The 12,150-nt window shown below is 51.1% G+C and carries 8 protein-coding genes; all 8 read left to right on the top strand.

Features of this window, described 5'->3' with window-relative positions:
• Nucleotides 1-41: 41 nt before the first annotated feature.
• The 8 genes from M3223_RS21275 to M3223_RS21240 all read left to right on the top strand — a co-directional run bounded on the left by M3223_RS21275 (nucleotide 42) and on the right by M3223_RS21240 (nucleotide 11,894).
• Nucleotides 42-1,634, top strand: coding sequence for a hypothetical protein (locus M3223_RS21275; RefSeq protein WP_251565375.1), 1,593 nt, complete (start codon nucleotides 42-44; stop codon nucleotides 1,632-1,634).
• A gap of 35 nt (nucleotides 1,635-1,669) precedes the next feature.
• A complete protein-coding gene (locus M3223_RS21270; protein WP_251565373.1) occupies nucleotides 1,670-3,235 on the top strand; it encodes a hypothetical protein in 1,566 nt (521 codons plus the stop codon).
• A gap of 53 nt (nucleotides 3,236-3,288) precedes the next feature.
• The gene (locus M3223_RS21265; RefSeq protein ID WP_251565371.1) at nucleotides 3,289-4,995 is read left to right on the top strand and encodes a hypothetical protein; all 1,707 of its coding nucleotides are present in this window, start codon (nucleotides 3,289-3,291) and stop codon (nucleotides 4,993-4,995) included.
• Between the two features lie 13 nt (nucleotides 4,996-5,008).
• Nucleotides 5,009-6,586 carry a hypothetical protein gene (locus tag M3223_RS21260; protein WP_251565369.1) on the top strand — a complete coding sequence of 526 codons (1,578 nt, stop codon included), beginning with the start codon at nucleotides 5,009-5,011 and terminating at the stop codon, nucleotides 6,584-6,586.
• 36 nt (nucleotides 6,587-6,622) lie between these two features.
• Nucleotides 6,623-7,141 carry a hypothetical protein gene (locus M3223_RS21255; protein ID WP_251565367.1) on the top strand — a complete coding sequence of 173 codons (519 nt, stop codon included), beginning with the start codon at nucleotides 6,623-6,625 and terminating at the stop codon, nucleotides 7,139-7,141.
• Between the two features lie 81 nt (nucleotides 7,142-7,222).
• Nucleotides 7,223-8,701: a hypothetical protein gene (locus M3223_RS21250; RefSeq protein WP_251565365.1), complete on the top strand. Its 1,479-nt coding sequence runs from the start codon at nucleotides 7,223-7,225 to the stop codon at nucleotides 8,699-8,701.
• A gap of 25 nt (nucleotides 8,702-8,726) precedes the next feature.
• Nucleotides 8,727-10,295 (top strand): hypothetical protein, encoded by a 1,569-nt coding sequence (locus M3223_RS21245; RefSeq protein WP_251565363.1) that lies wholly within the window; start codon nucleotides 8,727-8,729, stop codon nucleotides 10,293-10,295.
• Between the two features lie 24 nt (nucleotides 10,296-10,319).
• On the top strand, nucleotides 10,320-11,894 hold the full coding sequence (locus tag M3223_RS21240; protein WP_251565361.1) for a hypothetical protein: 1,575 nt from the start codon (nucleotides 10,320-10,322) through the stop codon (nucleotides 11,892-11,894).
• Nucleotides 11,895-12,150: the final 256 nt, after the last annotated feature.

Genomic DNA, 12,150 nt, shown 5'->3' with positions numbered 1-12,150 from the left:
TCCAAGCAGGATGAACTTTTGTCTGATAAGGAGGAGCCAAAGTGAACCCGAACCGTAACGACACAGCCGCGCTCCAGTCCAACAAACGGAATATAAACCGCGGCAAGCCTTGTTCCAAGCCGGAGCCGAAAAACTGCCTCATACTCTTTACACCGCTGCAGGCCGAAATTTTTGGCGGGCTGTTGGACGGTCTGATCGCATCCATTCAATCCGTGTATGTTCCACCGTCAGGCCCACTGCCAAATGTGTTTAAAGTGCTGCAAAATTTGTATAAAGACATGCGGCTGTCGCTTCGAGATCAAGCCGGGCTGTTTGCCGCCACTGAACTGCCCATTACCGCATACGAGCAATCGGACGGCTGGTCCCCGGCTCTAATCTCGGCGATTCATACGGCTTTAACGAAGCTGTATTCGTTCAGTCTGCTAGCTTGTGTAAGCAGTCCGGTCAAGGACAGCTGGACGAGCAAAATCAGGCTTGCTGAAACAAACCTAGCCGATATTTCCGGGTTTCCGCCTGTTACCTCCGGGATTGTTCTGAGTCTTGACGGCGGTGATGTCCAAACGAGCTTAAGCTTCAGTGACACAACCTCCCTTCCGACAGAAGGAGCGATCCCAATAACCGGCTTTACATCCGGGAGCATTCCCGTTATGACAGATGATATTGGACAGAACCCTTCTATCGTGCTGGCTGACAATTCCGGCGGAAACAATTTCGCTTTTTCGATGCCGGGCTCCGGCATTCTGACTGGAATAAGCGCTCGCTTTACACCTGACAGCTACACCATTACAGGCACGTATATCGTGGGTGTCGCGCAGCTGTGCCGGGCAGAGCCAGGTAATTCTCCCTACGCTCCGTTCACAGCTATTCCGGGAACTCTCGTCCAGTTGGTTCCTGGATTAACGGGCAATATATCCGGAAGACCGTTTGAAGGTAGCTTGAGCGGACTTAACATTCCGCTTAATGCGGAAGACCGGCTCGTTTTAGTATTTACGCTAGTGGCAACCATCGATTCCACTCCGAATGTAACCACGATACAGGGGACATTGAGCGGAAGTCTTACGATTGATCCTTCGGCCGTAAACAACGAGCCGCCCCTCTCGTCAAACGATCTTTTGCCGTTTGCCAGTAACAAGACCGTCGGCTTGACCATCAATACTTCCGGCATAGCATCAAGCGCCGGCATAATCGGCTACGGTTTTATGGACAACGAGGATATCACTCCTCCTCTGCCTCCAATAAGCGTAACTCCGGACTTGGTTGACTTTACATCGCCACTTGAGGAGGATGGGGTCATAACGGCCTTTTCCGCCTATTTTGGCGTTGACGCTCATCAAACCCCGACGCTTCCCGGGCCTGTATTAATTTTTGCCCAAATCTATCAATTTTCATCGACAACAAACCAGATCAATCCTCTAGAGCTGGAGACCCTTATTCCTTTGGGGAATATTACGGCAACGACGATCACGCAGAATACTCCCGGAGTACATGCATTAAAAACAGAGCTCCGCATACCGGTCTTTGCCGGGGACCGTTTTGTGCTTGTGTTTACGGCATTTACCGGGAATCCAGCTCCCGAAATTGTTATCCAAGGGTGGGCTAGCGGCGGAATTACCATTGGGCCGGCTGGAGACTGAACTCTTATGTCTAATCCATGAGGAGAAACAAGCCTATGAATGATGATCTCGATATTAAAGTTAAGCTGCATTCTTACAAACCCCACACCGATGAATGCTGCAAGCCATGTCCTAAACAACCGCCAAGAACCTGTCTGATCCGCTTTACGCCGCTTCAAGCCAACATTTTTGAACAGCTGCTGGACGATCTTACCGCTTCCATACAGCTGGACTTTTCACCGCCGGCAGGACCGCTGCCCAGCGTGTTCAAAGTACTGCAAAACCTGTTTAAAAGCATGCGTCTGTCGCTTCGCGATCAAGCCGCTCTATTTGCCGCTACCGAGCTTGCCATTACCGCTTACGAACAATCGGAAGGCTGGTCCGAAGCGCTTATTTCCGCTACACAGACCGTACTTACGGAGCTTTATAACATCAGTCTGCTTGCCTGCATTGTGAGCCCTGTCAAGGACGGATGGGTAACCCGGATCAGACAGGCCGAAACGAATCTGGCCGGAATTGAAGATGCCTTGCCGCCTATTATTTCAGGGACGATATTGAGATTTAATGGAGGCACGCACGTCGCCACCTTGAAGTATTTAAACGGGCGGCCTAACTTAGGCGTTATCGTGGGCTCGGACTTTATTTCTCCAAGCATCCCTGTAGCCACTCTCTCTAGCGTTGGGGTTTCAGTGGCTTTGTTGCCCAATACGAACTATGCTTTTTCCATGCCTCAAGCGGCAACAATTACGGCCTTTTCCGCCGGTTTTATCCCTGGCGATATCACGATTCAGGGAGGAAGCGTAACCGTTCAGGCCCAATTATGCCGGGCTCTTCCCAATGCAGCTCCAGATGATTACTTTGAGCCGATTCCCGGAGCAGTCATGCCTCTGAGCCCGGCCCTGACCGGCAATGTTTCCGGCTTTTCCTGCGCTGCCAGCATGACTGGACTTAATATTCCTCTGGATGCGGAGGATAGGTTCATCCTTTTATTTTCAGCTTCATCAACGGGCTCCAATGTATCGCCAACTACAATCTCCGGTACTCTAGGAGCAAACCTGACCTTAGACATAACTGATCCCGGAGGGTTTGAACCGATTATTTTGCCTTTTGCCAGCGGGTCCCTGCTTGAATTGGATTACGCGGCTAACGGAGACTCCAGCAGCTCGGGAGCAGTTGGATTTGTGTTCAGCGAATCTATCGCCTCTACCCTGGGCCAGCCGCTAACTTTAAATTCGGAATTCACGCAGTTTTCCGCTCCTGTGCCGGGAAGCGGCACGATTACAGCTGTTGCCGCTTATTTCGGAGTTCCCGCTGACACGACCATCACGGGGAGCGGTCTTGTCAATATTGAAGTCAGCTTATACCGATTTTCTCCCCCGAATTTAACGGCAACTCTCATTCCAGGCTTCACTCTACAGATGCCCGGCCTGCCTGCTCAGACTTATCCGGAATCTTCGCCCGGCATTCACGCCATCGCAACGGGACTCAGTATTAACGTTGAAGCGAATGACCGGATTTTGCTTGTATTTACAGCATCTTTCAACGGTTCACCGGGAAGCAACAGATCGTTTACCGGCTCGGCAAGCGGAGGTATTGCCGTCTCCGTCATTCCGGACAGCTAAAAGGATGAGGCTCAATCTCCTTCCCCCGCCATATCATTCGAGGAGGAATTGCCATGAACAATGAACCCTCAGCCAAATTTGAATCACATTCCTTTCGACCTCATAACACCGGCCATTGCAAGCCATGCCCCAAACCTCAGTCAAGAAATTGTTTAATTCGCTTCACGCCGCTGCAGGCTGATCTGTTTGAAGAGCTGCTCGACAATTTAATCGATTCGATTCAGCCCGCCTTTCTTCCGCCCACAGGGCCTCTGCCCGCTGTGTTCAAAGTGCTGCAAAATCTGTTCAAAAGCATGCGGCTTTCGCTCCGAGATCAAGCTGCCCTGTTTGCCGCCACCGAGCTGCCCATCACCGCTTATGAGCAATCGGACGAATGGACCCCGGCGTTGATTGCCGCAACCCAATCCGCTCTGAATGAGCTCTATGCGTTAAGCTTGCTGGCCTGCGTATCCAGCGCCGTTAAGGACGGCTGGGTGATCCGCATCAGGACGGCCGAGGCGAACTTGGCCGGCATAGAAAGTATTATTCCGCCGGTAATCGGCGGATCGACTATTGCTTTTAATGGCGAGTCCGAAACGATCAGCATGAGCTTCAGTGCAGCTACACAGCTCCCTACTACAGGGGTCGTAATTGGCTCAGGTTTTGTGTCCCAAAGCCTTCCCGTCGCTACAAACAGCGCAGCCAATAACGTGTCTATTACGTTGGTTTCCAGTGCAGGCGGGTCGAACGATGCTTTCTCCATGCCGGAATCCGGAACGTTAGTTTCTATGTCCGCCGGTTTTTATCCCAACGACCTAACGATAACCGGCGGAGCAATCTCGATTCAAGCCCAGCTATGCAGAGCTCTGCCCGGAGATTCTCCCTATACGCCCTTTGTCGCGATTCCCGGAGCCGTCTTTCAAATGCTCCCTTCCCTATCCGGTAACGTGTCGGGATTGGTCTGCGCAGGCAGCCTTACGGGACTTGATATTCCTATTCATGCGGAGGATCGGCTCGTCCTTGTCTATACCGCATCAGCGCTGGGCCATGCGGACACAACGCCTACCACCATTACCGGCACTGGCGGCGCAAGTATTACGTTGGGACTCGCCGAAGCTCCTGCCGCCGATGTTCCGATTTTGCTTTATGCCAGCAGCTCCACCATAGAAGTGGACTTCAATAGCTCCGGAGATCCTACCAGCGCTGGAGCGGTTGCATTCGGCTTCAGCCAAACCGTAAATGTTTTATTGGCTCAGCCTTTTTCTGTGAACCCCGAGTTTAATCAATTTACAACTACGATTCCGGGCGGGGGAACTATTACATCCGTAGCCGCTTATTTCGGCGTTGAAAGCAATCAAGTCATCATCGCCGGCGACACCATTAACATTCAGGTTCTTCTGTATCGATATACGGATGATAATCTAACGGCGAATTCATTTGGCAATATCATAATAAGGCTTACTCCATTAACGGAAGGGACTTATACGGAAACTTCGCCTGGCGCCCATGGCATTGTAAGCGGGCTTAACATCCCGATTGGGGAGGAAGACCGAATTCTGCTCGTCTTCTCCGGTTTTGCCGACAATGCCGGCGGCACAAATCGAATTACCGGTTGGGCGAGCGGGGGAATTTCAATAGTCCCAAATAGTTCAACCATGCTGAACGCCTCGCAATCAATAAATAATGAGATTAATTTGCTTGAGCCCGTGTCGGACGAAGAGATGGCGGAATTTCTATTGATCATTCCAAAACATGAGGCATTAGGCAATCATTATTCCTAAGGAGGTACAAACCATGAAAGATGCTCAGGACGAAAAAGTAAAGCTGCATTCCTACAAGCCACACACCGATGAGTGCTGCAAGCCTTGCCCAAAACCGCCGAAAAAAAATTGCATTTTCACCTTCACTCCCGATCAAGCCGACTTATTCGAGGATCTGCTTGACGATCTGATCGCTTCCATCCAAAGCTCCTATATTCCTCCTGCGGGACCGCTGCCCAATGTCCTTAAGGTTTTGCAAAATCTGTTCAAAACGATGCGCCTGTCGCTGCGGGACAAAGCCGCTCTGTTCGCCGCTACGGAGCTGAATATTACCGCTTATGAACAGTCCGACGAGTGGTCGGACGCCCTTATAGCCGCAACAGGACAAACGCTGACGGAGCTTTACGCCTTCAGCCTGCTCGCCTGCGTATCCAGCGACGTTAAGGACGGATGGGTAAGCCGCATTAGACTTGCCGAAACGAATCTGGCCGGAATATCCGGCTCCGTCCCCCCGGCGATATCAGGAACGGTTATTAATCTTGACGGCGGCAACGTGCCAACCTCACTCAGCCTGAATACTTCAACCGGATTTCCTGCTAATGGAGCGATTGCAGTGACCAATTTCACTTCCATCGGCATACCTGTTTCATCGAGCAATTCCGGACAATCCGTATCCATTGAACTTGCGAACAACTTCGGAGGAAACAACTTTGCCTTTTCCATGCCTCGACAGGGAACGCTGACGGCCATTACAGCAAGCTTTTTCCCAACGAACACTACCATCTCAGGCGGATCCATTCGGATTCAGGCTCAACTATGCCGTGCTCTTCCCAACTCTCCGCTCTATACCCCTCTAATCGCTATTCCGGAGACCGTCGCTGCTTTATCCCCAACCTTATCCGGCAGCACGTCGGGGATTACATGCGGGGTCAGCTTGCAAAATTTGAGCGTTGCCTTAAATCCCGAGGATCGACTTGTGCTCGTATTTACGATCTCTTCCTCCAATCCAAATGTCAGTCCTTCAACTCTGACCGGTACGATAGGCGGAACGTTAACCATTCTGCCGGTTAATGCGCCGCCAACTTCAGTGGGGCCAATTATTCCGCTCGCCTGCAAAAACTCGGTTAGCTTGGATTTCAGCCCTTCCGGTTTTGGCACAAGCGCAGGGATAGTGGGCTTTGGATTTAGCGAAAACCAGCAGTTTACTTCCTTCGGAGCTTCGATAGATGTAAGTCCGCAACTGGCCGCTTTTACATCGCCTCTGGCTGGAAGCGGAACTCTTACCGCTTTTGCCGCTTATTTCAGCATTGATATTAGCCAAACCTCGGCTCTGGAACAGCCTATTACGGTGTATGCCCAACCTTACAAGTATACCGCCGCGAATCAGATCAGCCCTATTCCCGATACCCTGCTCCATGTGGGAGATTTCCTGGAGACAAAAATAACGCAAACGACTCCTCCCGTGCATGCGATAAAAACCGGGTTAAACATAACCGTCAACCAAGGGGATCGGATCGTACTTGTGTTCACCGTTTTAAGCGCCGGAACGCCGGCCGGAGGCGTGGTGCGAGGCTGGGCAAGCGGAGGCGTTTCAATCGGGCCGGGTTCATAAGTAAACGCTAGGCTTGGAGGAAGAATGTAGGGAAACTTGTTGGACTGTCAAAAGAAAAAAAGCTGCGTCATCCCGTTTACGTCCCTGCAGGAGGAGATATTCAGCAGTTTATTGAATGACCTGGTCGTTTCTATTCAACCTTCCTTTATCCCTCCTAATGGGCCGCTGCCTAACGTATTTAAAGTGCTGCAAAATCTGTTCAAAAGCATGCGTCTCGGGCTCCGCGATCAAGCCGGTCTGTTTGCCGCCACCGAATTACTCATTACCGCCTATGAGCAATCGGATGGATGGTCCCCCGCATTAATCGCCGCCACCCAATCGGCATTGACTGAGCTCTATGCGTTCAGTCTGCTGGCATGCGTGTCCAGTTCGGTCAAGGACGGATGGGTGGAGAGCATTAGACTGGCTGAAACCAATCTGGCGGACATATCCGGTTTTGTGCCCCCTGTCATTTCCGAAATCGAGATAAGTTTTGATGGCGGAGGTATCGTTACGGCTTTAAGCTTCAGTCCGACAACCTCCCTTCCTACCGAGGGCGCAATTCCAATAACCTGATTAAGGCTGCCCCGTAGCCGAAACAGATGAACTCCAGATTTGCCGATAGACAATGTCATCTTCTGAGGAGTGGTAACGATCATGAGTTCTCGCTCTCCCTGCATCGTCCCTTTTACATCCACACAGGAAACCATTTTTGACGGGCTGTTAAACAATCTTGCCGTTTCCATTCAGTCTTCCTTTATTCCGCCTTCTGGTCCCCTTCCCTCCGTGCTTAAAGTGCTTCAAAATCTGATTAACAGCATGTCCCTTTCGCTACGCGGCAAAGCGGATTTGCTGGCGGTGACTGAGCTTAACATAACCGCTTACGAGCAATCCGAACGATGGTCCGCCGCCCTGATTGCAGCGACCCAGCAGCTGCTGACCGAGCTGTACGCCTTCAGCCTGCTGGCCTGCGTCCCCAGCGGCGTGAAAGACGACTGGGTGATCGCGATCAGGCTCGCTGAGGTTAATCTTGCCGGAATATCCGGCGCTGTGCCGCCCGCAATTACAGGTACGGTTCTCACCTTTACGAGCAGCAGTATCGGCCCGATGGATTTAAGCCTGAACGGAAGAAGCGGCCTGCCCACCGGCGGCGTCATTGTCGGGTACGGATTTGAATCCAGAAACATTTCCGTTACGACAGATGGCACCCCAGCGAACATTTCAATGGTGCTGGCCGACAATTTAGGCGGAAACAATTACGCGTTTTCCATGCCCCGTGTTGGGACGCTGGGCTCCATGACGGCCAGCTTCACCTTAACCAGCCCGGCCATCTTTATCAGCTCGCCGATAACAATTCAAGCTCAATTATGCCGATCCGGCCCGGACGCTTCTCCTTACTCGCCGTTCACGACCATTCCCGGAGCCGTAGTTCAGCTCATTCCAGCCATTTCCGGAAACTCTTCCGGGCTAACTTGCCAAGGCAGCTTAGACGGGCTTGATCTTCCGCTTAACCCCGGAGACCGGCTTGTCGTCGTATTTACCGCGTCTTCGCCTCCCAATTCGTTAAGCAATCCCCAGGATATCATGGGAACAGGGAGCGCAAGCATCACGATTGGCGGAATGAACGGAACCCCTCCCTCAAACGAAACAATTATACCGTTTGCCAGCTTCTCGCCTGTTAATCTTGTCTATAGCTCCGATGATATTTTCGGCAACGGTGCGGGAGTAGTCGGATACGGTTTCAGCGACTCCCAGCCTTATTTACCTGCCATCAGCCTATCTCTGAATTCCGTGTTTGACGAGTTTACGACCGTTTTGCCGTCAGGAGGCACTATTACGTCCGTATCGGCTTATTTCGGAGTGCAGAGCGGCCAAACTTTGACTTCGCCTGTTAGCATTCGCGTTGTGATGTACCGTTTTACCGCTGCTACCAACTCGGCGACCTCCATTTTGAGAACCTCCGTTCAACTGCCAGCACTGCAGCCGGGCACTTATACAAATCAATCAACCGGCGTTTACGGCGTTGTTGACGGCCTGAGTATAACGTTGTTTCCAGGGGAACGCTTGGTGCTGGTATTTATCGCAACTGGCGGTTCGGTTACAGGGTGGGCGAGCGGGGGAGTCTCAGTGATGTAAAAGCATTAGCGAAGGAGGATACAAAATGAATCATCATTCCGGCGAAAAAGCTGCTCTTCATTCCTACAGGCCGCATTCTCAAGAGCATTGCAAACCTTGTCCCAAACCGCCGGAGCGGAACTGCATTATTTCTTTTACGCCGCTGCAAGCCGATGTCTTTGAGGGGTTGCTGGACGATCTGATTTCATCTATTCAGCCCATTTACTTCCCGCCTGCCGGACCATTGCCCAACGTGCTCAAGGTGCTGCAAAATCTGTTCAAGGACATGCGGCTCACGCTGCGCGACAAAGCCGGCCTGTTCGCTGCCACCGAGCTGAATATTACCGCTTATGAACAATCCGAGGATTGGTCCGCCGCGCTGATTGCCGCTACTGGGCAGACGCTCACCGAGCTGTACGCCTTCAGTCTGTTAGCCTGCGTCTCCAGTCTGGTCAAAGACGGCTGGGTCAGCCGCATTCGATTAGCCGAAACAAACTTGACCGGCATAACCAATTTTGTTCCGCCTGCCATTCCGGCAACAATTCTGGCATTCGACGGCGGGAATACAACCACCTCTCTCAGTCTAAACAAGTTAACGGGCTTGCCGACGCAAGGCGCAATTCCGATCGTCAATTTTACATCGACAAACATTCCCGTCACGACAAACAGCTTAGGGCAAAACGTATCCATTGTGCTTGCCAATAATTTTGGAGGAAATAATTTTGCATTTTCCATGCCTCAGTCAAGTACCATTACCTCCATTACGGCAAGCTTTTCCCCGCTGCCCACCACGATTTCAGGCGGAACGATTACGGTCCAGGTCCAGCTTTGCCGGGCTTTGCCGGACCAATCTCTTTATCAGCCGCTTGTCGCCATTCCGGGATCGGTTTTTTCATTAAGCCCTAGCTTATTTGGAACCATACCAGGAAATTTCACATGCCAAATCAATCAGTCCGGACTTAGTGTCCCGGTAGACGCGGAAGATCGGCTCGCGCTCGTCTTTACGATCTCTTCATCCCAGCCAAATCCCGTTCCTGACACCCTTCTTGGAACGCTTGAGGGAGCAATATCCTTTGTGCCCGCAGACGGCACGGAAGTCCTTGAGCAACTTATTCCGTTTGCCAGTCGGCTTACAGTCGATTTGTCCGAAAATCAGATCGGCCTGCCAATAACACTCGGCGTCGTGGGTTTTGGGAACAGCAACACCCAAACTAATTCAAATCCGGGAACCATTGACCCGGTTGATGCAACCGGGTTCGCCTCTTTTACCGTCCCGATACAAGAAGACGGAACGCTTACCTCGGCAGCCTTCTATTTTAGCCTGACAAGCGGACAGACATTGATCCTTCCTCCTGCCACTCTAGCCGCAGTATACCGGTTCACAAGCACAAGCACTCAAGCCACTTTGTTGAGTCCGGATACCGTTTTGAACTTATCGATTCTGCAGCCTGGCACATACACGGAAACCTCCCCCGCCTCGCATGGAAACATCACCGGATTGAACATTCCCGTTAACGAAGGAGATCGTTTATTGCTCGTATTTTGGATGAATACTATTCTCATTAGCGATTCAATTACGGGCTGGGCAAGCGGAGGAGTGTCGATTGGGCCTTAACATTTCGTTCGAGGAGGAGTCGCATTGAACCATAATTCCGGCACAAAAACAAAACCTGATTCCTACAAGCCGCATTCTCCAGACCATTGCAAGCCTTGTCCCAAACCGCCCCAGCGGAACTGCATCATTCCCTTCACGCCGCTGCAAGCCGATATCTTTGAAACGCTGCTGGATAATTTGATTGCTTCCATTCAGTCCGTTTACATCCCGCCTGCTGGGCCCTTGCCCAACGTGCTCAAGGTGCTGCAAAATCTGTTCAAGGACATGCGGCTCACGCTGCGCGACAAAGCCGGCCTGTTCGCTGCCACCGAGCTGAATATAACCGCTTACGAACAATCCGAGGATTGGTCCGCCGCGCTGATTGCCGCTACGGGACAGACACTCACCGAGCTGTACGCCTTTAGTCTGTTGGCCTGCGTCTCCAGTCCTGTCAAAGACGGCTGGGTCAGCCGAATTCGATTAGCTGAAACGAACTTAGCCGGTATAACCAATCTTGTTCCGCCTGCCATTCCCGGAACACTCCTCGTATTGGACGGCGGGAAAACTACAACCTCACTCAGCGTGAACTCGTTAACGGGCCTGCCGTCACAAGGCGCGATTCCGATTACCAATTCCACATCAGAAAGCATACCCGTCACAACAAACAGTTTAGGACAAAACGTATCCATTGTGCTTGCCGATAATTTTGGAGGAAACAACCTGGCCTTTTCTATGCCTCAGTCAACTACCGTTACCAGCATTACAGCAAGCTTTTTCCCGCAGCCCACTACGATTTTGGCTGGAACGATTACCGTCCAAGTTCAGCTTTGCCGTGCTTTACCGGATTTCTCCCTCTACCAGCCTCTTGTTGCGATCCCAGGAACAGTTTTTTCGTTACTCCCGATCTTGACTGGAGTCGTACCGAGAGATTTTTCATGCCAAATCACTCAGAGCGGACTCAATATCCCTGTCAATGCTGAGGATCGTCTCGCGCTCGTCTTTACCATCACAGCTTCTCAAGCAAACCCCGATCTTGACACTCTTTTTGGCACGATTGAAGGAACGATAACCTTTGCGCCAGCCGAAGAAGAAGCGCCTGGACAAATTGTTCCGTTTGCCAGCCGGCAAACAGTCGATTTGACTGGGGATGCTGCTGCCGCGGCTTTAACGCTCGGAGTCGTAGGCTTCGGAAACAGCAACACCCAAATTAATTCTAACACGGGGACTCTCAGCCCTGTTGATGCGAGCGGCTTCATGGCGTTCACCGATCCGATTCAACAAAGCGGAACGCTTACCACATTGGCAGCATATTTTAGCCTGACAAGCGGTTCGACATTGCCCGAATCACCTTCCACCTTAGTCGCTGTATATCGTTTCACAGATACAAATAATGAAGCAGCTGTCCTGAGTTTTGATGCCATTACAAATCTATCTTTTTTGCCGCCTGGCACTTACACGGAAACATCTCCTGCCTCGCACGGAACCATTACCGGATTGAACATTCCTGTTAACGCCGGCGACCGGTTGCTTATCGTATTTTCGATGAATTTTGTTTTTGTTGGCGGAGCAGCAACAGGCTGGGGAAGCGGTGGCGCTTTTATCGAGCTTAATTCCGATTAAATGATAGGGGCTGGATAACGCCATCCAGCCCCTTGTTTGTTTATGCGAATGCGATGGTTATTAGCCCTTATGTTGTTCTTTGCTTCTTTTTTCGGACAAGCTTTTGTTTAATCAGTTTTTACAGATGGGTTATCCAAATATTTGGCGCAATTTTATTATTAATCAAAGGAAAATCAACAAAATAATCGTTTATTCAACAAAAAAAGACAAGAAATACTCCATTGATTGGCATAAACTTTTCGTTTATAATCAAAAA

Origin of the sequence: Paenibacillus pasadenensis, from assembly GCF_023715725.1 — a bacterium.
Lineage (GTDB): Bacteria > Bacillota > Bacilli > Paenibacillales > Paenibacillaceae > Paenibacillus_O > Paenibacillus_O pasadenensis_A.
This window is presented reverse-complemented; position numbering and strand designations above follow the sequence as displayed.

Bases quoted from the DNA above. Each gene is read 5' to 3' on its own strand.
- M3223_RS21265 (WP_251565371.1), top strand. From the start codon at position 3,289: ATGAACAATGAACCCTCAGCCAAATTTGAATCACATTCCTTTCGACCT.
- M3223_RS21260 (WP_251565369.1), top strand. From the start codon at position 5,009: ATGAAAGATGCTCAGGACGAAAAAGTAAAGCTGCATTCCTACAAGCCA.
- M3223_RS21245 (WP_251565363.1), top strand. From the start codon at position 8,727: ATGAATCATCATTCCGGCGAAAAAGCTGCTCTTCATTCCTACAGGCCG.
- M3223_RS21250 (WP_251565365.1), top strand. From the start codon at position 7,223: ATGAGTTCTCGCTCTCCCTGCATCGTCCCTTTTACATCCACACAGGAA.
- M3223_RS21270 (WP_251565373.1), top strand. From the start codon at position 1,670: ATGAATGATGATCTCGATATTAAAGTTAAGCTGCATTCTTACAAACCC.